The organism is Halorubrum sp. B53, from assembly GCF_059752395.1.
This window is the reverse complement of the sequence record NZ_MWTH01000014.1, coordinates 40725-65971: the sequence shown is the minus strand read 5'-3', so window position 1 is coordinate 65971 and position 25247 is coordinate 40725. Positions and strand designations below refer to the sequence as shown.

The 25247-nt window shown below is 53.9% G+C and carries 28 protein-coding genes and 1 pseudogene; 13 read left to right on the top strand and 16 right to left on the bottom strand.

The window, feature by feature from the left end; translation table 11 throughout:
* Positions 1 to 84 precede the first annotated feature (84 nt).
* Positions 85 to 304 (bottom strand): annotated as a pseudogene (locus B4V06_RS12060) (cytochrome ubiquinol oxidase subunit I); the annotation flags it as partial.
* 119 nt (positions 305 to 423) lie between these two features.
* On the opposite strand from B4V06_RS12060, the gene B4V06_RS12055 reads away from it, so the two are divergent.
* Positions 424 to 1008 carry a plastocyanin/azurin family copper-binding protein gene (locus B4V06_RS12055; RefSeq protein ID WP_123115110.1) on the top strand — a complete coding sequence of 195 codons (585 nt, stop codon included), beginning with the start codon at positions 424 to 426 and terminating at the stop codon, positions 1006 to 1008.
* Positions 1009 to 1483: 475 nt separating this feature from the next.
* Here B4V06_RS12055 and B4V06_RS12050 read toward each other — a convergent pair whose 3' ends face one another.
* From B4V06_RS12050 to B4V06_RS12040, 3 genes are all read right to left on the bottom strand, one after another.
* On the bottom strand, positions 1484 to 1927 hold the full coding sequence (locus tag B4V06_RS12050) for a disulfide bond formation protein B (protein WP_498166519.1): 444 nt from the start codon (positions 1925 to 1927) through the stop codon (positions 1484 to 1486).
* The gene (locus B4V06_RS12045) at positions 1908 to 2894 is read right to left on the bottom strand and encodes a thioredoxin domain-containing protein (protein ID WP_123115112.1); all 987 of its coding nucleotides are present in this window, start codon (positions 2892 to 2894) and stop codon (positions 1908 to 1910) included. The genes B4V06_RS12050 and B4V06_RS12045 overlap by 20 nt, the downstream gene beginning before the upstream one ends.
* Before the next feature lie 103 nt (positions 2895 to 2997).
* Entirely contained in the window at positions 2998 to 3513 is a 516-nt protein-coding gene (locus B4V06_RS12040) for a COX15/CtaA family protein (protein ID WP_123115113.1), read from the bottom strand.
* Between the two features lie 173 nt (positions 3514 to 3686).
* Here B4V06_RS12040 and B4V06_RS12035 point away from each other — a divergent pair, with 173 nt between their 5' ends.
* The 3 genes from B4V06_RS12035 (at position 3687) to B4V06_RS12025 (ending at position 5478) form a co-directional block, all read left to right on the top strand.
* Positions 3687 to 4646, top strand: coding sequence for a transcription initiation factor IIB (locus B4V06_RS12035; protein ID WP_123115114.1), 960 nt, complete (start codon positions 3687 to 3689; stop codon positions 4644 to 4646).
* 179 nt (positions 4647 to 4825) lie between these two features.
* Entirely contained in the window at positions 4826 to 5203 is a 378-nt protein-coding gene (locus B4V06_RS12030) for a winged helix-turn-helix domain-containing protein (protein WP_080505342.1), read from the top strand.
* Positions 5200 to 5478: a DUF7521 family protein gene (locus B4V06_RS12025; protein WP_080505341.1), complete on the top strand. Its 279-nt coding sequence runs from the start codon at positions 5200 to 5202 to the stop codon at positions 5476 to 5478. The genes B4V06_RS12030 and B4V06_RS12025 overlap by 4 nt, the downstream gene beginning before the upstream one ends.
* Positions 5479 to 5790: 312 nt before the next feature.
* Here the strand turns inward: B4V06_RS12025 and B4V06_RS12020 are convergent, their stop codons facing one another.
* Together B4V06_RS12020 and coxB are read right to left on the bottom strand one after the other, a co-directional pair.
* A complete protein-coding gene (locus B4V06_RS12020; protein WP_066419144.1) occupies positions 5791 to 8289 on the bottom strand; it encodes a cbb3-type cytochrome c oxidase subunit I in 2499 nt (832 codons plus the stop codon).
* Positions 8286 to 9062, bottom strand: a complete 777-nt coding sequence (coxB, locus tag B4V06_RS12015) for a cytochrome c oxidase subunit II (RefSeq protein ID WP_123115115.1) — start codon at positions 9060 to 9062, stop codon at positions 8286 to 8288. Before coxB ends, B4V06_RS12020 begins: the two co-directional genes overlap by 4 nt.
* 345 nt (positions 9063 to 9407) lie before the next feature.
* On the opposite strand from coxB, the gene B4V06_RS12010 reads away from it, so the two are divergent.
* Together B4V06_RS12010 and B4V06_RS12005 are read left to right on the top strand one after the other, a co-directional pair.
* Positions 9408 to 9677, top strand: coding sequence for a PadR family transcriptional regulator (locus B4V06_RS12010; protein WP_255212615.1), 270 nt, complete (start codon positions 9408 to 9410; stop codon positions 9675 to 9677).
* 53 nt (positions 9678 to 9730) lie between these two features.
* Positions 9731 to 10618: a DUF8172 family protein gene (locus B4V06_RS12005; protein WP_498166524.1), complete on the top strand. Its 888-nt coding sequence runs from the start codon at positions 9731 to 9733 to the stop codon at positions 10616 to 10618.
* 183 nt (positions 10619 to 10801) lie between these two features.
* Here the strand turns inward: B4V06_RS12005 and B4V06_RS12000 are convergent, their stop codons facing one another.
* On the bottom strand, positions 10802 to 11014 hold the full coding sequence (locus B4V06_RS12000) for a KTSC domain-containing protein (protein ID WP_123115117.1): 213 nt from the start codon (positions 11012 to 11014) through the stop codon (positions 10802 to 10804).
* The gene (locus B4V06_RS11995; RefSeq protein ID WP_158606097.1) at positions 11011 to 12321 is read right to left on the bottom strand and encodes a ThiF family adenylyltransferase; all 1311 of its coding nucleotides are present in this window, start codon (positions 12319 to 12321) and stop codon (positions 11011 to 11013) included. Before B4V06_RS11995 ends, B4V06_RS12000 begins: the two co-directional genes overlap by 4 nt.
* Between B4V06_RS11995 and B4V06_RS11990 the strand changes: the two genes are divergently transcribed.
* Positions 12322 to 12648 carry a hypothetical protein gene (locus tag B4V06_RS11990; RefSeq protein ID WP_498166527.1) on the top strand — a complete coding sequence of 109 codons (327 nt, stop codon included), beginning with the start codon at positions 12322 to 12324 and terminating at the stop codon, positions 12646 to 12648.
* Positions 12649 to 12847: 199 nt separating this feature from the next.
* Here B4V06_RS11990 and B4V06_RS11985 read toward each other — a convergent pair whose 3' ends face one another.
* Positions 12848 to 13834 (bottom strand): E2/UBC family protein, encoded by a 987-nt coding sequence (locus tag B4V06_RS11985; RefSeq protein ID WP_123115119.1) that lies wholly within the window; start codon positions 13832 to 13834, stop codon positions 12848 to 12850.
* 118 nt (positions 13835 to 13952) lie between these two features.
* On the opposite strand from B4V06_RS11985, the gene B4V06_RS11980 reads away from it, so the two are divergent.
* On the top strand, positions 13953 to 14720 hold the full coding sequence (locus B4V06_RS11980) for an HFX_2341 family transcriptional regulator domain-containing protein (RefSeq protein ID WP_123115120.1): 768 nt from the start codon (positions 13953 to 13955) through the stop codon (positions 14718 to 14720).
* Positions 14721 to 14729: 9 nt separating this feature from the next.
* Here the strand turns inward: B4V06_RS11980 and B4V06_RS11975 are convergent, their stop codons facing one another.
* The 4 genes from B4V06_RS11975 to B4V06_RS11960 form a co-directional block, all read right to left on the bottom strand.
* The gene (locus tag B4V06_RS11975; protein WP_123115121.1) at positions 14730 to 15968 is read right to left on the bottom strand and encodes a site-specific integrase; all 1239 of its coding nucleotides are present in this window, start codon (positions 15966 to 15968) and stop codon (positions 14730 to 14732) included.
* Positions 15965 to 16423, bottom strand: coding sequence for a hypothetical protein (locus B4V06_RS11970; protein WP_115803908.1), 459 nt, complete (start codon positions 16421 to 16423; stop codon positions 15965 to 15967). The genes B4V06_RS11975 and B4V06_RS11970 overlap by 4 nt, the downstream gene beginning before the upstream one ends.
* Positions 16424 to 16426: 3 nt before the next feature.
* Positions 16427 to 17008 carry a DUF7342 family protein gene (locus tag B4V06_RS11965; protein ID WP_115803907.1) on the bottom strand — a complete coding sequence of 194 codons (582 nt, stop codon included), beginning with the start codon at positions 17006 to 17008 and terminating at the stop codon, positions 16427 to 16429.
* Positions 17009 to 17804: 796 nt separating this feature from the next.
* Positions 17805 to 18242, bottom strand: a complete 438-nt coding sequence (locus B4V06_RS11960) for a hypothetical protein (protein WP_498166532.1) — start codon at positions 18240 to 18242, stop codon at positions 17805 to 17807.
* Positions 18243 to 18437: 195 nt separating this feature from the next.
* On the opposite strand from B4V06_RS11960, the gene B4V06_RS11955 reads away from it, so the two are divergent.
* From B4V06_RS11955 to B4V06_RS11940, 4 genes are all read left to right on the top strand, one after another.
* Positions 18438 to 19436, top strand: coding sequence for a Cdc6/Cdc18 family protein (locus B4V06_RS11955; RefSeq protein WP_498166535.1), 999 nt, complete (start codon positions 18438 to 18440; stop codon positions 19434 to 19436).
* A 149-nt stretch (positions 19437 to 19585) separates the two neighbouring features.
* Positions 19586 to 20161 (top strand): hypothetical protein, encoded by a 576-nt coding sequence (locus B4V06_RS11950; RefSeq protein WP_498166537.1) that lies wholly within the window; start codon positions 19586 to 19588, stop codon positions 20159 to 20161.
* A gap of 136 nt (positions 20162 to 20297) precedes the next feature.
* Entirely contained in the window at positions 20298 to 20555 is a 258-nt protein-coding gene (locus B4V06_RS11945; RefSeq protein WP_498166540.1) for a hypothetical protein, read from the top strand.
* Complete coding sequence (locus B4V06_RS11940; RefSeq protein WP_498166542.1) at positions 20555 to 21037, top strand: hypothetical protein; 483 nt, start codon at positions 20555 to 20557, stop codon at positions 21035 to 21037. Before B4V06_RS11945 ends, B4V06_RS11940 begins: the two co-directional genes overlap by 1 nt.
* 22 nt (positions 21038 to 21059) lie before the next feature.
* Here B4V06_RS11940 and B4V06_RS11935 read toward each other — a convergent pair whose 3' ends face one another.
* The gene (locus tag B4V06_RS11935) at positions 21060 to 21455 is read right to left on the bottom strand and encodes a hypothetical protein (protein WP_498166544.1); all 396 of its coding nucleotides are present in this window, start codon (positions 21453 to 21455) and stop codon (positions 21060 to 21062) included.
* A gap of 197 nt (positions 21456 to 21652) precedes the next feature.
* Between B4V06_RS11935 and B4V06_RS11930 the strand changes: the two genes are divergently transcribed.
* On the top strand, positions 21653 to 23416 hold the full coding sequence (locus B4V06_RS11930) for a transposase (RefSeq protein WP_498166547.1): 1764 nt from the start codon (positions 21653 to 21655) through the stop codon (positions 23414 to 23416).
* 227 nt (positions 23417 to 23643) lie between these two features.
* Here B4V06_RS11930 and B4V06_RS11925 read toward each other — a convergent pair whose 3' ends face one another.
* Both B4V06_RS11925 and B4V06_RS11920 read right to left on the bottom strand, forming a co-directional pair.
* A complete protein-coding gene (locus tag B4V06_RS11925) occupies positions 23644 to 24048 on the bottom strand; it encodes a DUF8160 family protein (protein WP_251344705.1) in 405 nt (134 codons plus the stop codon).
* Positions 24045 to 24863, bottom strand: a complete 819-nt coding sequence (locus tag B4V06_RS11920) for a ParA family protein (protein WP_095637937.1) — start codon at positions 24861 to 24863, stop codon at positions 24045 to 24047. Before B4V06_RS11920 ends, B4V06_RS11925 begins: the two co-directional genes overlap by 4 nt.
* Between the last annotated feature and the right edge of the window lie 384 nt (positions 24864 to 25247).

The window sequence follows — 25247 nt, the reverse complement described above, 5'->3', positions numbered from 1 at the left end:
TTGAGATCAATGTAGAGTCAATCAGGTTCTCAGTACAGTCGCAGTTAAAAATGAAGGCCCAACGCAACATCGTTTCAATTAGACAGGCCAGCATCTCTTCGAGGAAAAACGAGCCGCTGAATAGCTCCTTAGCGGTCATTGAGAACGCAGCGAAGTGTGTTCCGAATTCGAACTCAAAGACTAATTTGGTCGCTGTTCCAACGCCAAAGCTGACCGCAAAGATGTGGGTCCAGAATTAACGTAACTGTTCGTTCACTGGCTGTTCAATACGAATGTCTTTCCACGTGAAACAAATGAGAAACGGTAGGTATCATACTTATCCTGAGAAATAATTTTATGACTTCGACAGGTCAAACGAGGGCGGCGTCCTATGTATTGGGAATCCACCTTTGCCACTTATATTGGGGTGTTTAATCGCTAAGTATGGAGCGGAGACAGATTCTCAAGACCGCTGGGATTCTCGCTACAGGTAGTGTAACTAGTCTTGCCGGATGCAGTGGTTCAGGGAACGGAAACGGTGAGAGTGAGGCGACGACGACAGAGGATACAAATGGAGATTCAGGAGGAGAAACGAATGCTGGATCGGGTGGCTCAAACACGGTAATGATGGTCACCGAAGGGAGCGAGTATTATTTCGATCCCATCGGGTTGTTCATCGAACCCGGGGAAACCGTGACATTCAAAAACCAGAGTGGGAGTCACTCGGCAACTGTCTACAAACAAGGAACGAGTTCAGCAGAGGTGACACGGATTCCCGAGGGAGCAGAAGCGTTCAATAGCGAAATCCTGAGTGAACAGGGGGCAACGTTTGAGCATACGTTCGAGACCACGGGCACGTACGATTATTTTTGTATCCCGCACAAATCCTTGGGAATGGTTGGGCGGATTGTCGTTGGCGAACCCGGCGGTCCCGCGGAGGGGGGTATGCCGCCGGACGGAAATGTTCCCGAAAGCCAGACCATCGTCGATCAAGACAGCGTTTCGTACAATTCATTTCTGAGTAAATAATTGGTCTTAAGTATAGTTGGTGTATTTATACGAGCCGTCACACCAGACAACGAACCATCTTCAAACGACTTTCCAGAGTTCCCACGGTGAGGGTTAATTAACGGGCAACTGTACCGAAGAGTAGGACTCGGTCAGAACATAGCGAATTCCCAGCCAGTTTTCAGAGGAGGTCTGTCCGCCCACAAAACAAAGCAATATCCGAAAACGAAATCGGTGAGCGCAACATCTTCGAAGAGTATGCCCGAATACCGACTACTCAAAGCATACAATAAAATACTTCCGATTCTGCTGGCGCCTGCCGTACACCGCCGTGACAAAAGCAACGCAGGGATACTGTACACAGTCCAGAATAGGGACGGCGGCTTGGCACCACCAGCAATCCACTAGTCCGATGCTGTGGGACTACCTATGGCTGGACTACAAACTTGGGACTCTCACCACTCGGGATTTCTTCGCGTTTACGCGGAAGAGGAGATCAATAATTACGCACAGGTTCGGCGAGATTCGATCCGGCGAAGACTGTAATCGTCACGAGCACGAACGCGATCAGTGAGAGATTCGGAATCGTGAGTCCGAGCATCGGAGCCTGCCACTGGACGACTGCACAGGGGCCAGCAAGGGTACATGAAGCCGTCGTTGCTTGGAGCACGGAGTGATATCCCGCGATTAAAGCACCCACCAAGGATAGTGGCACAACTGTTCGCCAGACCGTGTTGTGACTCTCGAGGGCGGCAACACCGAGAACGACGACGAGCGGATACATGAGGATACGTTGGTACCAGCAGAGGGTACACGGAATGAGATCGAGGCCGAGACTGAACCAGAGGCTTCCCAAGGTCGCAACCGCCGCGACGACTGTCCCACCTGCAAGCCAGAATCGTCCCTCGGACATCCATGATTCAGTTTGATTCAGTTGCATCTTCGATCAACTGTCTTGTTCGCTCTTCGTTCCCGAGTGGATTGACCGTCGTGCCATCGATGAGGAGCGTGGGTGTGGCGTCGACACCGGCATCGCTTGCAGCACTGTCAGTCGCCCGAAGCGCGTCGTCGTACTGATTTTCTTGGATCGCCGTGCGGATCGACGCTGTCTCGGAGACGCCTGCGGCCTGAGCAAACTCGACCAATCTCTCGGTGGTCGCCCACTGGTCGCTCTCGGGTGGCTGATTCCGGAACACGTATTCGTGAAACGCCCAGTACGAAGCTGGGTCGGTGTTCCAGACGGCTAATCCGGCCTGCCCGGCTGCCGGTGCATCGGGGCCCAAAAATGGGTCGCCACCGAAATATGCGAGATTGCGGAACTCGAGCGCGATCGTTCCTGGTTCCACGTAGTCCGTCACGAGTTGTGAGAGCATCCCCGTACTGAACTGGGCGCAGTACGGACACTTCCAGCTCCCGAAGTATGTCACCGTGACATCGGCATCAGCGGATCCCATCGTCGCATACCGGAATTCGCTAGGCGAGTCAGGAATTGGGGCAGTGGCGACGGCACCCGCATCACCTCCAGCATTCGCGCCGCTATTTGGTTCAGTACTCGTATTGTTAGAGAGAGCGGTGGCGCCGATCACGACACCGGCAGTGGCGGCACCACCACCGGCGAGGAGAAGTTGTCGGCGGGTCAATCCTCCGACAGCAGCTCCGACACCTCCCTCGGAGAGCCGCTCTGAGAACGTGAGTGAATCAACGGCTGTATCCGCCCGTTTGTAGTCCACACGTGAGAGGTCATCGGGATGCGCGGCGAGCCAGTGTCTGTAGAGCTGCTCGTCAGTTTCGTCACCGAGTTGTTCACCACAATAATGGCAGGCGCTGTGAGCGTTCCATGTGTGGTCACGCGCTGCTCCAGCTGTTTCGAATTGATCAGTACAGATCGGGCAGGTATGAGCAGTCATTCGTGATCACAGCTCCAGGTGGCAGATTTCATAGGCACCGTGCTGTTCTCTCATAGTGAGCTGAACCGTCGGTATCTGTGGCATTTTTATACGCAAGGTGTCATTAGTGGCGGAGATATGCGACGAGGCAGGTCGTCAGGAGACAGAGGAGAATGAGGATTGCCACGCCCAGGTGGGTCGTCACAATAATCGGTTGGAGATTTTCCGTGACAGTCAATCCTCCGAGGATAACCTGTAACGGAAGGAGGGCGAGAGCGGCCGTGGCCGACCATTTGATAGTCGGGGTATTCCGGTGTTTCACCCACGCTCCAAGGGTCGTGCCGACGATCAGAACTCCGGCCGTCATCGCCAGTCCACGGTGAGCCCACTCTGCGAAGATTTGTAGTGCAGAGTATGGCGAGTTAGCAATGATCTCGGGTTGAAGGAAGGGAACCCACGTCCCGTAGCAGGTTGGCCAATCGGGACAGGAAAGTCCAGCACCGATTGCACTAGTGTAGGCTCCGAGAAGCATCACGATATACGTCACTAGTAGCGTGAAACCGGCGACATGCCTGTACTCGACCGGAATCCTTGAAATCGTGGTTCGGACGTCGTGCCAGCGGAGTCGGACTTGAGACATAATAGTGGGTGGATAGTCTAAATGGCGATATCCCAAGTTGATATCTTGGAAACAAAGTGGTAGGCCGAATTCCTACTGAATGGGACACCGCCCGATGTTCATCCCTGAGTATGTCCATGGAATTATCAAGGAAACTCGCCGTTGTGGGGAAACCCAAATGCGTCAACATTATCATGTCCAAAGAACACACTCGAGAACAGCCGGCAGAAGAAAGTGCCTGTGACGAGACGTCTGTCAACGACAATATCTGTCCCGAATGTCAGGGTCAGATTACCCGGAACGCCGATAGTAGTGAAGCGGCCTGCGAAAGCTGTGGCCTGGTTTTTCAAAGCGATCCAATCGATCACGGCCCAGAATGGCGCACATTCATGTCAGACGATCGGGATGAAAAGGGTCGAGTCGGTGCCCCAATGACGCAACTAATACATGACAAAGGATTAAGTACAAAGATTGGCTGGCAGGATCAAGATTCGTACGGACACGCAGTTCCCGAGCGCAACCGGTTTCAACTACACCGCCTTCGGATGTGGGATGAGCGGTTTCGAGCAAAAAATGCGGATGAGCGGAATCTTAAGCAAGCACTCGGTGAAATTAGCCGAATGGCATCTGCTCTGGGAATTTCAAAACCGATACAGGAAACTGCCAGTATGCTCTATAGGCGTGCTGTAGAAGAGGATCTGCTACCTGGCCGATCAATTGAGGGGATGTCAACTGCATCATTATATGCAGCTACTCGGAAGCATGGAACTCCACGACCACTTGATGAATTTGCTGTGGTGAGCCGTGTTGAAAAGATTCGGATACAGCGAGCGTATCGATACCTGTCACGTGAACTCAATTTGGAGATTGAGCCCGAAAATCCGGCCCAATATATACCTCAATTTGCGTCAGCACTTGACATAAGCGACGAGGCAGAACGCCGCTCTCGTGAACTCCTTGAAGTGGCAACAGAGAAGGGAATTCATAGTGGAAAGAATCCGGCAGGAATGGCTGCTGCTGCTCTGTATGCAGCAACCCACCTAACCAACGAGAAACAGACTCAGGAAACCGTGAGTGAGATCGCCCATGTTAGTCAAGTAACTATTCAAAATCGGTATAAGGAACTTCTAGAGGTGTACTCGGAGCATGACTAATTTGAAGCCTGTAAGAACAACGTGCTCCTACAAGTAGAATTAAAATGGATAGAGTATTAGCTTTAGTAATAAACGATTCTGTACACAAATCAATAACTAGTTCCAAGAGTTCCACGGAATTGCTGGAGAATGACCAATTCTACGAAAGATAAGATTTTTCAGGAGACGGTAATCGAACAATGGAAGACAACTCAGTACCGGCCGAAGATAAGCCGGCACTACAGGATGTGCTCGATGCACTTGATGATCCTGATTGTCGATCCATCCTTCGAGAAATTCATGAACCCATGACAGCAAAAGAATTGAGCGAAATTTGTGACATCCCGAAATCAACGCTGTATCGTAAGTTAGATCTTCTCAGTTCTGCTTGTCTTGTCAAAGAACAAGATACGATCGGAACCGAGGGAGGACGAGTAACCTACTATGAGCGATCATTTAATGATGTGATGATTTCTATTGATGATATGGGTGATTTTTCAGTGAATATCCAACACAGATCACGATCTACCGATAAACATCTTGTAGACATCTGGTCGATGATGGGAGATGAAATATGACTGCCATTGTAACGGCGATCGCAGTCGTCAAGTTCGTCATCCTGATTCTTGGTGGTAGTATTACGTATATTGCATTTAAAGCGTATCGACACACAGGTGAGGAGTCACTACAGATGATGGGCGTTGGTTTCGGGATTCTTACACTAGGAGCCGCTCTGACCGGTATAGCAAATCAGTTATTTTCTGTTGGGTTGGCGCACGTTGTACTCATTAATAGCTTGTTTGTCGCTTCAGGCCTCGCAGTGATCGTATACTCTCTGTATATCCAGAAATAATCGCGATAGCAAACGATTGACCCAGATTAGTCGTTATACTCTGTACTGGCGGTTGAGATAGAACTGCTCAGTGGAATCCGCAGAAGACGTCGAAATTGGGCTACTCTGTGCTCGGCTCAAGAACACTGCGGAGAGAATTCAGAGTTAGTACTTAGCAGAGAGGGAATAGATCGAGACCACTGAGAGGATCTATCCAACTCCTCGACGTCGAATCGCGAAGTAATCGTCTTTTTAGAGATCGTGATCCTTGTGCCGTCATCGGATTCAACAGAGCAGAACAAAGCCGAAAAACAGTGAGTGCGTTTATGACTCTCAGAAGAGGTAGAACAGCGGAAAAATGAACACCCAGACGATGTCCACGAAGTGCCAGTAGAGGCCGAAGTATTCGATCGGCCGCTCGTCGTCGAGGTAGTGACCCTGATACGCCCTGACGAACAGGAAGATAGCGATCAGGAGGCCAATGACGACGTGGACTCCATGGAGCCCCGTTGTGACGTAGTAGATCGACGCCTGAATCGGGTCACCGTGGGCGTTGGCCGAAATCGTCACACCACGTTCAAAGATCTCTTTGTTCCACTCCCATAGTTTGATGCCCAAAAACGCAAATCCAAGTACAATGGTTGTACCGAGGGATGCGAGCAATCCTTTCCGGCTTTCCCGGCGAGCGGCCACCAGCGCCAAAATCACGGTGAACGATGAGGTGAGCAGGACGAACGTGTTGATCAGTCCTGGAAGTGCATCCGTCAGCGGCTCCCAAGTCATCCATCCAGCGTTGTACCGGACGAAGATAGCTGCTGAGAGGAACGCGCCAAAGACGATCACGTCCGACGCGATGAAAAACCACACTCCCAGTTTTACTTTTTCAACGCTTTCAAACGGCCATCGCTCTGCAAACTCGGTCGGTGGAGCGTAAAAGTCTTCGAGCCCCCACTTCACGCCGGTCCATATAACTCCGACTAATCCGATAACTATGAGTATCGGGTATATCGGGTTTGAGATTGTTACGCCCGTCGATGCGAGCGATTCACCCAGCTCGAAGACAACATTATCGCGGAACCCGGTGAGGCCTAGGAATAACACACCAACAGCTAGCGAAAGAGCAAGCGGCCAGATACTTGCGTGGCTCGGATGCTTATCCCAGTATGGGTACTTTTTGATATGCTTTGGATGTGTGTCACCACCGTCAGTAGCCCTGTTCCCATCCGTGTCGGTCTTTACCGCAGGACCACCGTCCGGAACATAGTCTTTTACGAACTCCAGCTTTCCAGAAGCATACGACGGCCGGTTCGGCCAATTCTCTAGCGGCGGCGGCGAGGAGACCGCCCACTCTGCCGTCCGTGAGTAATCCCATGGGTTCGCCCCAGCATCAGGACCGGAAACGTACGACTTCGCAAAATTATAAAACATGATGAAAAAGGAGAACCCGAGGACGAATGCACCGATTGTGCCGAACTGATGGTAAATCTGGAGCTCAGGGTTGTACTCGAAGACGCGGCGAGGGGTTTCCCATCCGAGGAACATTGAGAAGTAGACGGCATTAAATCCGATGAAAAACAACACGAAATGGATCTTCCCAAGAAGTTCATTATACATCTTCCCAGTTATTTTTGGGAACCAGTAGTACGCGGCACCAATTAGTGCCGTGGCACCGCCAAACATAACGTAGTGGAAGTGTGCGACCACCCAGTAGGTGCCACGGAACTCGTAGTCGAGGACGATAGCACCGAGGAACACCCCGGTAATGCCACCGAGAATGAACAACAGTAGCGCCCCGAACGCAAAGAGGAACGGCGTCGTAACCTGAATACGCCCCTTAATCAGTGTATAGATCAGCGAGAACACGATCAGGTCAAAGGGTAACGAGATTCCGATCGTTGTTGCCATCATCAGGGTCTTGATTTCCAAATTGATCGTGGTGAGGAACATGTGGTGCATCCACACGAGGAACGACTGGACCGAAACAAGACAGATAGCAATGATAACCCATTTTCGGCCGACAAGCCGGCGTCCGGAAAACGTCTGGAACAACTCCAACATCGCACCAAGTGCAGGGAAAAAGACGATGTACACTTCTGGATGTCCGAAGAACCAGAACAGATGCCCCCACAAGAGGGACCCACCCTCAGTGGCCGAGAAGTAGACGCTCCCTAGTACACGGTCGGACGCCAAAATAAGTCCCGCGGCAAGCAGCGCAGCGAACGCGAACAGCATCATCCACACCGTCGCAAGGATGGTCCAAGTGAACATCGGCATATCCATGATACCCATCCCTTCGGCTCTGGAGTGATGAATTGACACAAGGAAATTCACTGAAGAGGCGGTGACCCCAATAGTGAACATTGCAAGCGCGAGTATCGCTCCCGTCGAACCGATGCTCGGCGTGTACGCGGGTATGTTGAGCGGTGCGTATATAGTCCATCCAGCGCTCAGTGTGCCGCCCTGAAAGAAGCTGATTGATAACAGCACGCCAGAGAACAGATACATCCAATACGAGAGTGCGTTCAGTCGCGGGAACGCAAGGTCATCGGCGCCTATCTGGAGCGGGACGAAGTAGTTCGCGAACCCGAAGGCAAACGGGGAAAGGAACCAGAACACCATTATCAGCCCGTGGGCTGTGACCGCTTCGTTATACGCGAGCCCAGACAAGATTTGACTCGTCGGCTCCCACAGCTGGATGCGGATCAACAGCGCGAGCACGCCGCCGAACAGCAGGAAGAACAGCGCGGTGATCGTGTATAAGATTCCGATATCCTTGTGATTCGTCGTGATGAGCCAGCGTTTCACCGAGCTCGTGGGTGGAAGATCACTCATACAGGGACACCTCCGGTGGGCGCGGCGTCGATGCTGGATGCGTTCGTGCCGCTAGATGCGTTTTTACTTTGAGTTCCAGCGTACCACTCTTCCCACTCCTCTTGCGGGAGCACCGTGATTTGACCAGTCATCGCGGAGTGACCGGCACCACATAGCTCAAAGCACTCAACCCTGTACGTTGCTTCGCCTCCCTGTTTTTCCACTTGTTCAGAACTTACAGAAAACCAGACATTGCTGTACTCTCCGGGGATGGCATCAGATTTTATCCGCAACTCCGACGATCCGAAGTTGTGCCACACATCGCGTGAGGTCACATTGAGATCAACACGCTGATCGGCCGGCACGATCATCTCGCCGGTCGTGGTGTGACCATTCGGGTACTCGTACTCCCAGCCGAACTGGTACCCCTCAACGAGAATCTCAATGTCACCCTCGTCGCTCGTGTCGGGCCCCTCTTCGACGTAGAGGAGAAGCCCATACGCGTACACCACGAGGCTGATGACGACGATCGCGCTCAACCCGAACGACAGGAAGAGCTTCTTGGCTTTGGGACCGCCCTGTCCTGTCGGAAGCTCTCCGACTGTGGGCGCGTCGAAGTCCGCTTTTGGTTCACTCCCATCGTCACGGTACTTATACACATTCCACAGTGTGTACGTGACGACAATCGTACCGACGAGCGTCCCGAGTGTGAGGAAGACGAGAAAGATCTCGTCAAAGACCTCAGCCTGTGCCCGCCAGTCACTTCCCTGTTGTAGGACGGTTGGGTTTATCATACGTGTCTCACGACTCTTGCGGGGCGCTTCACGAGGATTCACTTATTACTTTGTTTCGAATGCGTTATTCAATCCGATCACGGCGCCAAGACACTGTTGCCGTCTATCACGAATAGGATATCAAGTACGTCGACGACGAAAAATCCTCGCGGGACCGCATCGTCCTCGGTCACGAAAAACACCTCAACGCATCTACCTACGATACGCAGCTGGTCCGAGCTGTCGAGAGTATATTATTTCGCTTTGACTGGAACAGGAGCGACATCCGACACGAGCTCAGTGGAATACGTGTAGTTGATTTCACGGACTGGGTCTGACCTCCTCCCGATTTTGAGTTGTAAACTCGTGACGAGGGGAAGGAGTGAACAGGAAGAGGAACCACACGGGCTCGCAGTAAAGGCCGAACTCGACGACTACTACGAACAAGAGATCAACCACGGGCGGCTCTATCCAAACCTCGACGACCTCGTCAACAAAGGACTGCTCGAGAAAGGTGAACTCGACAAGCGGACGAACGTGTACACGGTCACGCAACGCGGATTGCGGGAGATCGAGGCGCGACGTGAGTGGGAAAGTCAGTATTTAGAAGACGTGAACGCACCCGCTACGTCGTAGAATCATTATAAAAGCGGGACTGCTTTACCCACTTCCCACGAATACACAGTAAGATGGCTCGGCTCGTCTTCTATCACCACCCACAGGCCGAGAATTTCTCACTCAAATATAGCTCGGCATCGGTAGCAGAAATCCTGTCTCAGCGAGAGCAATCCGACGAGTCGACAAAACTCATCGGGTACCCCTTCGAAACACCGGTCTATGTGCTCTACGAAGGCGATTCAGAGATCGAATCTGCCCAAGATATCGACTTCGATCAGGAATGGCTAAGCGACCGTATTCGTGACCTCCCCCGTCCTGGGCAAGTTGTCGCCTTCCGGTTAGTGGAGTTGCTCGAGGCAGCTGTCGATGTTCGAGATGAGGATGAGTTTCGGCTCTACAAGGAGTTCGAACCGCAAAAAATCCAACAGGCACTCGATCACGTGTCCTGGGGAGCCCCACTTCCGACCGTCGCTGGAGAGGTGATGTCAAATTTGATCCTCCGCCATTCCCTCCCGAATGCGAATCATCGAACTGGCATCGCGATGCTGCAGTTCTGTATTGAGAGTGTGGACCCGGATTTTGAGATGCCACGAACACACGTCGACGACGATACCTGGCGAGAGTGGGTCGATCCCTACATCGTTGATTCCAAGCGGCTCATCACGGTCCGCCGGAATAACCTCCGTTTCAAGCAACTCGAAGACTTGGACGTCGACGTCGTTGAACGGAAAGACGGGATCCAAATCCGATTAGCCGAGTTCGAGCTGGATATGCACTGGCGAGAAGCCCTCTCAGAATACGTTGAGCAGCACGAATCGCACTGTACGGACTTCGCTCAGGCGGTCCTCCAACGCGCAGAACGGGACGATCTGCTCGCTCGTCAGGGACCCACGAAACAAGAGTTCATCACGTATCTGGAGGACGGACTCGTCGAACGAGACTTCAGAGAAATGTTCTGATCAGTCGCGAAGCTCAGCGACCGACTGACCGACCTCACGGACGTGTTCACTTCGCTCGAGGTCAAGTTCCTCAGCGAGGTAGTCAACTGTCTCTTCCAGGCTCATATGCGAAGAAAGTCCGCGAAGAGGTATAAACCTAGTGCTGAACGCTTCAGCACAGGCTGGTTGTAATCAATCCATCATCTACCGAATACGAGAATATCGATAGCTGTCTTTGATTCGGCGATGGTGATACTTTCCGTGAGAGGATGCCGCCATCAGTCCTTGATAGATTCTCTTAGGGACGTTGTAGTATTGATAGACTCGGCCACTGTGGAATTCGATCTCGAGGGTGTTCGAACTCTGATCGTAGCCGACACTTTTCAGGTTACTCGACGAAACGGGTGTTCGGTTCATAGCTGTGGGATATAGCGGGCTACCGTACTCTTGATACGAGCGAGTAGGCTATCCTCTTTGGACGAGTCAGCACCTTCAGGTTCAGCCTTGTCCTCGGCTGGCTCTTTCTCGACGACAGCATCGAGACCCAGTTCTGCGACACTCCCCGTCTCGACAGTCGACGGCGTTGTCCGATAGAGTCCTGTCTTCGCTATTGGAACGCCACGATCGCCGGCAGCTGTGAACGCCCCATTACAGAACTGGCAGTCGGGAGCAGCCTCTGCGTCGCTCACAAGGCGGTCTGAAGTTGCGCTGTACGTGCCGGTTCGGAATCCGTGCCGGTCGGCGAGGAGTCCCGTGAGGAACCGGTGCAGCGCGAACGTCAACCGTTGTACTGGTTCCTGATTGATCGTGATGACCGACGGTTGCTCTCCGGCAACGAGTTCAAGCCCGTACTCGAGATTGTCTTCGTCTTCGCCTTCGGCATCAATTCGATCTTCGTTAATCGCATCCAAGCAGTCCAGACACGCCCGGTTCGCGCCGGACACCTGAAAGCTGGTCGCGATGCTTCGGAGTCCAGCGTCGTCGTCAACATCGATATCCGTGCCTGCGTTGAACAGTGGCCGAAGGTACTGCTGGGCGGCCTCCGACACGAATCGACGTGACGTGGCGGTATCGGTGCCAGTGACAATCACGTCTGCAGCGACGACCTGTTCCAGAGCTCTCGGAGCCTGTACTTCCTCGTGGATGCCGTGATAGTAGATCGACGGATCAATATCGGAGACAACGCGGCCCAAGACCTCCGCCTTGGGCGTCCCACATCCGTCGATGGCCTCGGCCCACGCAGCTGGGACGACACCATCCTCGTCGGGCGTCCGCTTGGGATCACCAGCATCAGCCGGGCGTGCGCCGACGATTCGCGAGCGGTTGGATTCTTCCACGACGTCGGGATCAACGACCGTGATTGCGCCAACGCCGAGGTGAGCGAGCGTCTGGACTATTGGTGCACCAAGTCCACCAGCACCGACTACGGCGACGTGAGCGTCCCGTAGCCGATTGTTACCGCCGTCTCCGTGGAGCAACGCCTGCCGGTCGCGCATCTCGTCGTCACGGTTTGAAACCGGAGAGAGTCGTGAATCCGTCGTCCGAATCCGCTCTAGTTCACGGTCGTGAATAACAACGAGTTCATCAATCGGCGACGCGGCGGCCGTAATTGGCTCATGCCTGATCGTCGGGACGTCAGAGAGCCACGCCCGGCCGGTCAGACCTCCTTGGCCAAAGATGAGGCTTCCGTGCGGACCAGCAGTTCGACCGGTCAGTGATGCCATATGGGCCGGTTCGTTCTCGTCGTCGGTGCCGGAGTAGCACGGCTGGCTCGAGCGGGGATGGCTATGGCACATCAGGAGGGCCATATCGTCGAGATACCGGTGGTCAGTCTCGCTCCCCCGCATCATCGACCGTATCGTTGTGTGATCGAATCGGACGATTCCGGTCGACTGGTCGAGATATTCATCCCGATCCAGCAGGTGAACCTCTCGAATGAGATACTCGAAGACCCGCTGCCCACGATGAGTGTACTCCTGTGTACCGGCAACGAGATAGGCGGCATGTTCTTTCGGACAGTTCTGCTCTGGACGTACGAGGTGCTCGCGTAGCCGCTGGTAGTCGGAGCCTCGGATCCGAACCCGTATCCGGTCAGCGACCGGCCACTCGTGATCAGGGTCTTCTAGCACAGAGCGAAGCCAGTGAGATACTCGTGACCTGCTCCCCGTCGCCCGCTCTCGGCTGCCGTCAGTCTCATGTCCCTGCATAGATGTATTATCGGAGGGGTGATCGCCAGCGGGAGGGGTCGCGTCAGTCACCCTGTCGGAGTCGTCCGTTCGCGACGGTCTCCAGATACCACTCGAGATCGGTCTCGTAGGGTTCCCACTCGATACCGTCCAGTTTGTTGATGTGCCAGGAAAGAGCCAACCAGCCCCGGACTTGGTCGTCGCGAGATTTCCGAAGCTCGCCGCCTCCTTCAAGCCGGAGATCCTCGTCGACGTAGACCCAGTCCGGAGCCTTCTGGGGGTAGTTCTCGTGGACGCGGATCATCACGTCTGTCGTGTCCGCACTGTAGGCATCCGACGGGATCTGGTAGTCCCGAACGGTGACGTGGACGAACTGCGCCTCGGCCTCGGTATCGACATCGACCTCGTGGTTTTCTCGAAGGGCTTCGATGTCCGCTGCGAGCACGTCGTCGAGCTGGGTGCTCCCGTAGGCAGTATCAACGGGGATCGCGTCGAAGACGTTCTCTTCGGCGAGGTTGATGTCGCTGTCTTTGGGGACTCGATCGTCCTCGTCTGGAGGGTAGAGGACGTATTGGTTGGGATCGTACTCGAACGTGCGCAGCAGTTCGATCGGCTCGATGTACTGCTGATCGAGTACTTTCGTTTCCCCACTGACGGTCACCTCGTAGCCGTCAGTCTCCTCGTCATCCTCATCATCATCACCTTCATCAACATCTTCGAGCGCCTCGTCAAGACCGTCCTCGACTTCTTCAATGGCCTCTTCGAGTGCTTCGAGTTCCTCGGCGTAGCTAACATCGAACCCAGCCGCGTCCTGGAGGGTGTCGATGTCGTCTTGTGCTGACTGAATGTAGTCGGCTGCCCGATGGAGCGCGTCGTAGCGGGATTGATCCTCGTCGGTATCTTGAGCCTCGTCGATAGCGTCCTCTGCGGCTTCGAGTGCGGCACGGAGGTCGTCGGCCGTCCCTTCGTCGAGAGACTCGAGCTGATCGTTCAGTCCTCGGTAGCGGTCTTGGGCATGCTGAGTTGCTTCCTCGAGATCAGTTGGTTGCATGCACTTTCGCCTAACAGCGTCATCCCCTTAAGCACCACGCGGACTCTACCATCAGTAGCAGCATTGAGCGCACAATCCGCACCAAACGCATAAATCACAGAATCCCCAACAGCGAGACATGCGCCCCAGTGAACGAGTCCATATCGCGCCACTCGGGTTCGAGCGCGATCGTGTTGTCGAGGCTGCGAAACAATTGAAAGCTGATCGATTAATCCTACTCGAATGGGGTGAAGGGGAACGACCGCCATTTGTCGAGGAGCTGTATGAGGATATCGAGGCGGCTGGGATTGACCGAGAGATCCGATCCTGCAACATTTTCGATCTGTATGAGGTTGTCCGGGTAACGGCACGAGAGATCCAACAGCACGCAGATGATGACGTGTTCGTGAACATTGCAACCGGGAGTAAAATATCCGCAATCGGCGGGATGATCGCGTGTATGGTAACCGACGCTGTGCCGTACTACGTCGAGCCAGAACGATATGGTGAAAAAGACGCTCAACGGGTCAAACCGGTTTCCCACGGGGTGAAGAACATCAAGGAACTGCCGGCGTACCCAATAGATGCCCCCGAGACACAGCTCATCTACGTGATGGAGTACATTTACCGAAATGGCCCGGTCACGAAGAAGGAACTAATCGACTTCGGCCAGGGGAACGGTAAATCAATCCCAGCAGGAACGCCCGCGGAAGGGCTGCCATTCATAACGGACCACGAGGCAGACTCAGACCGAGCTCGCTACCGATTACTCGAAACGCACGTACTAGAACCACTGGCCGAGAAAGGGTTCATTCAAACCAAAGAAGTGGGTCGAAGGACCGACGTAGATCTTACCGAGGAAGGAGAAAATACACTTTCCGCGTTTAGACACCTCATCGAAACGTGACCAATTCGCTCAGCCGTCTACCGAATCGACATCTTCGAGAGCTTCTGTAGCGACATCACCTAACTCGCCAGCTTCGATATGCGAATACCGTTCACGGACCATTTCCTCGGAGTTGTCGAGATATCGAGCCGCGACGGTATACCCGAACGCGCGGACTAGCACCTCGCCCATCCCACGACGGCCACCGTGTGGAGCAAGGTAATCGTGTTTCGGATGTTCGATGTCGATCTCTGCAGCCTCCGAAAGCCGTTGGAGAATCGACCGTGCACCGTCCGTCGTGATTGACGGCGGCCGGATATCCTCATCGAGCGCCAGCAGGAGGTCGCGAGCGTACTCATCACGCCGCTCAGCAATTGCCTCTGGGGGTTCCCCTCGGTCGGCGAGCTCTTCCCGGACGAGCTCCGCGAGCGTCCGTTGGTCGAACGTCGGAAACACCGGCCACCGCTCCGTCGCTGGGTCCATCAGCTGACGATAGCTCCGCAGCGGCGAGATCACCGGGTCGGGGAGGCTGGCGGCGTCCCACTGCTGTTTCTTGCGGTAGACGTCCATACTCCCGTCGTCGAGGGAAAGGTCCTCCCAGCGAACGCCGCGCCGTCGCGGATCGTTCGGATCCCGGAGTAGCTCCCCGACGCGGACGGCGGTGTACGCGAGGACGAACACCAGCGCTCGGTCACGAGCGGCTTTCAGCGCCGCGTAGCGCGCTCGCTGCTTGTCGAGGGGGTCAGTATCCTCTGGAAGGGTCGTGTACGCCTCGACGGCGTCGCGGGCCTGTTCGTCGACGTGGCGGGTGAGGGCGTGGCGCTGTTCGGACGTCCAGGCCTGCTGGTCACCGGGCTTGCGGCCGTCGTCCTCGGGCAGCGGCGCCATCGCACTGGCCCGCTGCGCGTAGTGGGCCTCTAGATAGCCCTCGTTGACGCACCAGCCACACCATGCAGAGATATAGCGGTAATAGGTTTGTACCGTGTTCTGCTTGAGTCCCCGATCTCCACTGAGATGCCGGGCGTACTCCCGGAACACGCGGTCGTCGAGATCGTCGAAGGTTGGCTCACGGTCGACGTCGTCGGGGACGATCCCGGTCCAGTCGTCGTCGCCGCGGTCGCCGGCGACCCACTCGGCGAACCGCTCGAGCTCGCGGGCTGCGTTACGTCGATAGTTCCCACCGTCCCCACCGCGGCCTTTCCCCTTGTCCTGGAGGTAGCGCTCGAAGGAACTCGCGAGTGACTGATTAGTGCGTTCTCGAGGTGTCATGGTTCTTCGTTCGCGTACTGGTAAGTCGGACGGACGTCCTCGAGGAGCGCTTCGACGATTTCCCAGAGGATTAGGGAAGGAGTCTCGTATTCAAATGTGATCCCCCAGCGGTCCTCCGTATTGGCGGCAGAGTACTGGAAATGCGCCCGTCCGAGATCGGGATGGTCCTCGTCCTGGTGCCAGCCGGCGTGAAAGCCCGTGTTCGGATCGGTGTAGTTGATACGGAACCAATCGTGTGGGTCCTGTCGATACCACTTGACGGTCAGTTCCGGCGAATCAGGGCCCGTTGGGGGATTAAGGCGGGCTGGATCAAAAACCGCCCGCAGCTGCTTGGCCTCGATATCGTCAGGAACGTACTCGACGGCCGTGATCTGGGGGACACGGTCGAGGACGTCCCGCTTCAATTGGGCGTAGAGGTTCGCGTTCGGGTCACCACCTGGATGCGGGACAGACATCCGTTAGCTGCTGGCCTCGGCAGGCTCTGTCGTTGGAGCGAGGAAGTCCCATTCGCGGATGGCGAAGCCAACGATCTGGATACGCCGTTGAAGGTGCTCCCACTCGCGGGCGATTTCACGGCGCCGATCTTCCTCGTCACCGTCAAGGGATTCGTCAGCGAGCGTCCCGCGAAGCTGGTTCGGTGACTCGACGCCGAATTCGTCCTCCCAGTCGCGGATCTGCGTCTTCATATCGGCGAGACGGTCCGTAAGCTCCTCGACAGTGTGTCCGCTGTCTCGAAGGCGCATCGCCTCCTGCATCGCTTGGCGGCGATAATCAGGGTAATACGTCGTGTGAGTACCGCTTTCGTCACGGTGGAGGATGCCATCGTCGACGAGCCGATCGAGGACGCGCTTAGTTGGTTCGTGTGACCAGCCCGCTTCGGAGGCGATCCAGTTGGCCGTCTGTGGCTCCGACAGCTGCCGAGCAACCATCCGCACGCGGTCTTCACCCGTGGTCTGGCGTTCCATCAGGCCCTCGGAGTTCGATTCGTCTTCGGTCATACAACACCCTTCGGACTGTGTCTTAATATAGATTGAGGTCATTAGTCCTATATCGAATCCTCTTTTTCGCCATCGCCCTGATCTCAGCTGAGGGTAGCCAGAGCAAACTCGGAGCCCGGTCTTGGCGGCTCTACCCCGGGGGAAGCGCCGTCGTGAGGTGGTTACAGCATTCGTGCTTACCCGACGGCGGCGGGGTACTTCAAAGTGGTCGTGATTATTGGCATAATCAGAACCACTTGTTATTTTCGAGCCATCGGGAGAATTCGGGGGTCTAGAGTCTCTTAGCGCCGGAACTCCGCACTTCAGAATATTGTATATCGTATATCGCTATACAAAAACTCGGTCCCCGGTCTGCCAGACAATCCGCGTTTACGAAACTACAAATTGGGATTCGAGTTGGCGATCTCTCGATAAAGGTCATGTACCACCACAGTTTTGAGAGGATTTGATCCGATCACTACTGTTGTATCGGAAATTCCGGAAGTTGGGTTGTTCCAACTGTTCCCAGAATCATAGAGCTAATAATTCGAGCGAAGAAAGATAGGACAAGCTCTCCATGAACGTTGCAAAACTACTCCCGGTGGTTGTAGCTGTTTACGCAGTCACGCTACTTGCTGGGTTCTTCGTCATCCACAAGATATGACTCTCGATGCTCATCGCCACCGCTTCGCTTCTCGTAGGTGCGATCGTGTACATGGCTCGGAAATACCTCAGAGGCTCAACTGGGAACCAAGGTAGCTAGAGTCTGTCACCGAATTTTGTACGATGCGCACCGTATTCAAGCACACTCGCTGAAACGTGTCACAGGTAGAGGATTTCAACAGAACCGAGTATATTTCTATTTTTCCTTAGATACTACAGGTGATAGGCTCGGGACAGATCGTCGTAACACATACGCAATAGTGGAGGTTATAATCCCTATTGGTGCACCATACATGATTGCTGTCCCCACCCCGGTTAAAAGTCCATAGTCAGGTTGAGGGTGACTAAGCGAGAGGACACCATACAGGGCATAACCGCTCATGGTGATGACGGCGACAGCGATGCTCACCAGTATTCCGTTGTTTCGATATGTATGTATCCCTGCCAAGATAATCGCTGATACTGTGACTCCAAGTGGACTCATAAGTAAACTAGATGAGTTTCCCATCTCAAAATTCCCAGCAAGATAGAGTTGACCGAAGAACAAGGCCATGAGAATGACTGAATACCCGAGATATCGAAGAGATAGTTTCACCGACTTGCCTAAAAGAAACGATTTTAACCGCGAGTCCATACATAATGATGGTTCGCTAATAGTATAAGCTTTTCATCTAGAGAGTTCCCGGGAAATCAGACATATAGATAGTAGGTATATGTAGCTCTGTCATCCATATCACCGACACGCGGTTTCGACACATGTGTTCTACACTCCGGAAATTCCGGAAACCTGGTCCATCCGCTTAATACGATCATCACGCTCGTGTCAACCATGATCACTGACGCGCGCGTTCTCGACCCGGAATTCCTCCCGAACGACGTGGTGCAACGAGACGCCGAAATTAACCTGCTATCAAGTATTCTCCGTCCAGCCGTCGAAGGGAACCCATCCGATTCAGCAGTGCTTCACGGCCCCTCTGGAACCGGAAAGACGTGCATCGCACAGTACACACTCGATAAACTCCACCAGTCTACACTCAAACTGAACACGCAGTACGTGAACTGCTGGGAAGACCACTCGCACTTCTCTGTTCTCTACCGCATCCTCGACGGCCTCGACAAAACGCTCGACATCCACCGGCAATCAACACCACAAGAAGTTCTCCTCGACCGCCTCCACGACTACGACGGCCCACCATACATCATCATTCTCGACGAGGCCGACCAGCTCGACACCACCGACGTCCTCTACGAACTCGTGCGCACGCGGAAGCTCTCGATGATTCTCATCGCGAACGACCCTGACGTGATGTACACAAGGTTCGACGACCGCCTAGACAGCCGACTTCGTACTGCAACACGCATCGAATTCGACGCGTACTCAATTGATGCACTCACCGCGATTTTAGAGGACCGAGCGCGCTGGGGGCTGCATCCGGATGCAGTCACGACTGAGCAGTTGCAGTGGATTGCAGACGCGGCGGTCGGTGATGCTCGCGTGGCAATCGGGACACTCCGGCAGGCTGCTCAGCGAGCGGCTAGAGAATCCGAGACGATTCTTGATGAGCATCTTGAGGCGGCGGTTCCGGAAGCGAAAGCGGAAATCAAACAGAAGAACATCAGCCGCCTCACCCGCGACCAGCGCATCCTCTACAACATTATCACCGACACAGACTCGATCTCGATGGGTGACCTGTACGACCAGTACACCGCCGAGGTTGAGAACCCGAAAACGAAACGCATGGTTCGAAACTACCTGCAGAAACTCACTCACTACAACCTCATCGAATCGATCGGCAAACATCGAGGAAGACGCTACCAGCCTGTATAGCGGTTTCCGGCTCTGTTGAAATCCTCTTTTTCAGACACAATACAGCATGAAACAGCCGGTCGCTGAAGAGTGCGAATTTAGCAATGGTTCCGATAATATAGACATATCTCCTACGAACACTTTTCTCTACAGCGACCAGATACATCATCATGGATAGAAATAGAATTGGAGTTTTAGCTGGACTTGTCGGCGTCTTCGGGCTTGTCATTCAGTCCGTACCGGATATTATTCTCGGACGGGGGATTGACCGTGGATTTGAGGGCGCAATCCCGATGATAGGGAGTGTCGGGCAGACCGTGACGGTCTACAATGACATGGGCGGAATCGTTGGGTCGTTGGTGACGCTCGCTATGGCAGTCGGCCTTGGTTTGTACGTCGCCCGACGAGTCGATTTCTCTACAGAGTATCGGCGGGTCGGTGAGGCAATCGCTATCGGGAGTACAACCGGCGTCCTCGTCGCCGCCGTTCCGATACTACTCCAAATGTCGGGCACAACGTCGATGAATCTCATTACCGGCATCATATTAGTCGCAACCGTCGTTAGGATGCTCGTTGAAGTGGCACTTCTCATCACAATCGGCGCTATTGCTGGAGGCGCAATCGTCACGTTCCAGACGGATGAGGGGCGACCGGTCACACCGACCGGTGCGGATGATTCTCCATCAACCTCCCCGTCTGGATCTACACAGGAGGACTCACGCCCTGAATCTCAGCCTGCTCACTAATCACCGACCGTTATCTAGCTGAGCTGTATTGACCGAAACAGTGTCAGAATATATCCCTTGCTGAGGATTTCAACAGAGTCCGGTTTCCGGAAGGTGCGCCCGTATTGATTCATTATCACCAGGGCATTCGTTCTCTATGATCGACCGAAACAATGGTCGGAATCATGTTGCATGGGATATCGAAACAACAGGGTTCGGTGCAGACGATGTGTTGAGTGTCGCGGGGTTCTGGTTCCCCGACGGTCACGCAGTGTTATTCCTCAACGTCTATACAGACACCGACGCTGACAAGAGTGAGCTCGAAGAGCAACTGAGTGATCGAACAGATGGATTAGATGTCACAGTTACGTGTGTGAAGGTGGACGAGACATCTTGGTTGGAATACGGGAGCTGATGTTCGACCGGTTTTCAAAGGACTACGACCGCCTGATAGCGTATAATGCTGAGTCGTGGAAAGGCGGGTTTGACCTTCCGTTCGTACGCACCCGCTGTATCAAATGCGACCTCGAATGGGTGTTTGATGGCATCCAGTTTGCCGATCTCTACGACCCGCTGGCCAAACGCATCAACACCACCGTCACGACTCATGGCGCATCTGCGGACGCTAATACACTCACAGGCAGCCACGAACTCCTCGCACCCTCTCAACACAGCCTAGATACTCTTTCCGAGTATGTCTCGAATGACCACCCGTGGTACGCTGAGCGGTGGTATGACCCATTCAAATCATCTGCAAGCGCGGTCGATGCCTACCACAACGATAGCCATCTCGATGTCCTTCTGCACAACCTCGCTGACATCCACCGAACGTGGGAGCTTGGCGAACTCATCCGCCACTACGTCCCCAGCAAAGACATCTCAACAAAGAAATTGTAGACAGGCTAAGCTCCTACATTCGCTATGTGGAAAGTTCCTCATCGTACATCTCAACCACTGCTTCTATCCCATGTTTCTTAATCATATTCGTCATCTGTTCTCTCTGACGTTCGAATTCCTTCTCTTTTGCTTTGAGCTCGGATACAATCTGTGGTAACTGATGAAAAGCTAGGAGAATCTGTATTTTCTGACCCATCTCAGTAAGGAAATAGTCGTACCGTCCACCCTCCTTTCGGTGGCTTGGTTTCCGTACCCAAATCTCCAAGTCCCGCCCGCGTTGGAGTCGAGAGCCAACGGTCTTATTCGTGATTCGAACTTTTGGCTCGATCTCCTTGCGAGATATCCCTTGAGTGGGAATTACACTTAGAATATCTATTGTTCCTTTCTCTTCTAAGAAGCTAGCCACTATCTCTTCCATTGATTAGTTACCACAACTTGCACATCGTGCCAATTATAGGTTACACTCAGACGTAATTTACACTCAGAAGTACCTTCTCATTCACCGCTCTCCCCACCAATATCACCCCCAAGTACGACTCTAAAGCTGGAATTACCGGAAACTACACGCGGAACTGTAAGTGTAAACTACATCTTGATCCAGAAAACGAGTCATCGATGACCCCAGACACAACCGAGGAACCGATCGATACCGTGGCCGAGCAGACAGAAGACCTCTGCCATATTCACGACCATATCACACGCGTCATCGCAGCTCTCGACATACCTACTAGCTCCTTCAGCGGGTACGAGGAAGAGTACCGGGCCAAGTACGACCTGGAGGGGATTATTAAGGTGTTCTTGTACCAGCATGCGCGCGATGTCAACCAATCAGAGCTATCCCGCCGACTCCAAGGTGTAGCCTTCATTTATCAGCGATTCAGACTCTCGTCCCCTCCGGTCCAGCAGATCATCAGCCACAACTGGCGAAATCGCTTCACTGGTGAAGAGCGGGCCAGAATTGTGGAAACTGCCGAGCGAATCAAAACGATCTGTGCAGAACACGACGTTATTAAACCGTACGAGCCCGCGCACCCACCGGACGACATCGAGGAGGACGTTGGCGAAGAGCAAATCCGTGAGTCAGTTCAACGCGCGGTGGACCTTGGCTTGGACGGCTTCATCGATCCTCGCGCCGACAACATCACCTATTCCCTCGAAGCGTACTTCGAGCGGCAGAGCTACCTCAATCTTGCTAAGGCGGGAACCACAACGAAAGCACGTCGATTCGCTCGACTCAGCAACCGTTCAAAAGTTCCGCACGGTACAACGCACAATCGTACCTTGAAGAAACTCGCCACTCCCGAAGAACAGACGAAGCTGTGGGACTTCATCGGTGACAAACGCCAAGACTGGAAAGCGATTCGCGATACAGTCCTCCCCGCCTTCCACATCGGGGTCGAGAACATTCTCAACGCTCTTGAAGAAGGCGACAGCCCAGGCATCCGAGAACCAGTTAACGTCGCCTTCGACATCACAACCTGGCCGTACTGGTCATCACCGTTTCGCGACGAGAATGACGTCGAGTGGTGGGAAGAGCCCGTCACAATTGAGTACGACAGCGGCGCAACGCGTGATGTCTATCCGAAAGAGGACTACCCAGAGATGGTGAGTGGCACCAAGGAATCGCACCAACGTGCATTCAAGTTCGCGACGCTCACCATCATCGCAAACGACACACCGATTGTCATCGCAGTCGAGCCGGTCCGCGACAAACGGCAGTGGGAGCCCGACAGCGTTGAAACGCGTACACGCGGTGAGCTCGTTGATGCCCTCCTCAAACAGGCGAAGCAGCACGTTGATATAAATAAGGTGCTTGCCGACCGTGAATTCGACAGCCTGGAAGTCAGGCATCAGATCGATCAACACAACGGGTACTACATTATCGGGAAGCGTAAGCAAGCAAATAGCGATAAGATTGCGATACAAAAGACCATTGAAGACGAAGTATCTGATGTGAGCGTTGAACAGGGGACACTCACATACGATGGTGAAACGCACGATATCTCGTTTATCTACGTGCCGAAAGACACAGCAAAAGACAGTGAGGAGTACATTGAAGGTGATTATGCGATATTCACGATCAATGCGCACGTGTCACCTGATCGGGCGCAAGGGCTTGCACAGCAGTACCGCGACCGCTGGATGATCGAAAATGAATACAAGACCATCAAGAAGCACTTTCTACCAACCTCAGCGACAGCTGACTTCCGTAATCGCCTCCTCTATTTTGTCATTGGTGTGGCGCTGTACAATGTTTGGCGGATGGCGAACTACCACCTACGAGATGAGGTGGATGTGAACTTAGGAGAAGATCCGCCGATCCTGGCTGGAGAGATCGTTGAGCTGGTCGGTCTCTGCCTCTTTGACCCTGGGGGGTAGCGAAGAACACTTTTTGTCAGGACGCGTTGTTGTGTAGCGACTGCTCTCGATCCAAGTTGTATATTTCTGTGTGATTGGATAGGAATATTCACAACACAACTTATCGTTTGGTAGCGCGCCGATCACACCCGGCGCTGACTCGGTGATTCAACACGCATAGATAATTCCATGCTGCCAGATTTGTGTATCAAGTTATCCTAATCAGGTTGTGGTCTGCGCGAGGTCATTCAGTCTCCGAGTTCCGAAAGCCGAGCCTGAATTTCCTCAGAATCCGCCTCAGAGAGCGCCTCAACACCGAACTGGACGAGTAGCGGGTAGAAGTGGCGATTTTTCTTGAACTCGTCCTGGCCCGCCTTGCGGAGCTTCAGCTGGGACTCGAGGTAGGTATCCTCCATCTCGTCGAGGACATCGTCGGGAATGTAGATCGTCCGCCCATTCCACTCGTCCTTGATGTTCGTCTTCGTTTTGCTCGTTTCGTTCGTTTCACTCGTTGAAGTCGATTCGGTCGTTTCGGTCGATGAACTGGTTTCCACCGTTTCACTCACCTCACTCGTTTCGCTGGATTCGACCTCATCGTCCTCCTCCTCGTAGTTGCCCTCGATGCCGGAAGCATCACCCCAGCCATCGCTCATGCTTCCACCTCCTCAGGTGCGGTCTTCTCAAACGTCTCGTCGAACAGGTCGGCGATTTCGTTGAACAGGTCGCGTGCATCCTCAACGCGCTGGTTCTCCTTGCCGAAACCGAAGACGGACACCCCTTCGCCAATCGACTGAGAGAGGTCGGTCCGCTTCGGGATCTCGAACACCGGGAGAGAGTACGCCGACTTGATCTCCTCGATGGTGTCGCGGTGTTCGGCGTTCTGCTCGACGCGGTTACAGACGATTGCGAGCCGATTGATGTCTCCGTACGCCTGTTCGAGGGAGCTCAGCTGCTTAGCGAAAATCTGGAGGCTGTTGGCGTTGAGTTTCTCGGGAATGACGGGGATGACAACGTTGCCAGTCGCGACGAGCGCGTTGTCGGTGAGGACGTTCAGAGATGGCGGCGTGTCGACGATAATGTAGTCGTAGTCCTTGTCGAGCTCGTCCAAAGTCATCTCCAATCGCTCGCGACTCTTCGGCGCCTCAAGCAGCGTCTGGATGTTCTTGTTGTTTGCGAGTTTCTCGCTGGCGGGAAGGATGTCGAATTCCTCGTGCTCGACGATGATGTCGTTCACCGATTCCATCTGGTCGAAGTCGAGAACGTCGAACAGCGTTGTACGGTCGGTGTCGTAGTACAGATCGTTGTAGCCAAGCGAGCAGGTGAGCCCTCCGTGGTAGTCGATATCGACTAGGAGGACGTCGTGGCCTCGGGCAGCGAGTGCGCCGCCAGTATGAATGACGTCGGTTGTCTTCCCCGCGCCTCCCTTCTGATTCGCCACCGTGATTCGTGCGGTGTTGGTGTCAGTCATTATCTTCGTTTCTCTCGTTGTGTTCGTTTCGTTCGTTTTGCTCGTTTAGTTCGGTGCGTTCGGTGAGGTTGTTTCACTCGGTGAGAGGATTACTACGATGTTAAAACCACTGTTCGTTTCGCTCGTTGAACTAATTGCGTTCATTTCTATCACTCAATTCGTTCCGTTCGTTTTGTTCGTTTCTGCTAAAGGCCAACCAGAGACAAACCAGTTCGTTTGAAGAGTTCAATTCATCAATCTCGTTTACTTCATTCCATTCATTCTATTCGTTTCGTTCGTTCCTTTCGTTTCGGCAAAGGAGGTCGACACCTTCTGTGGGGATGGCGAAGCTGGATAGGATAGTCAGCTGAGAAGGCTTCGACAGGTACTCGCAAAACCGACTTC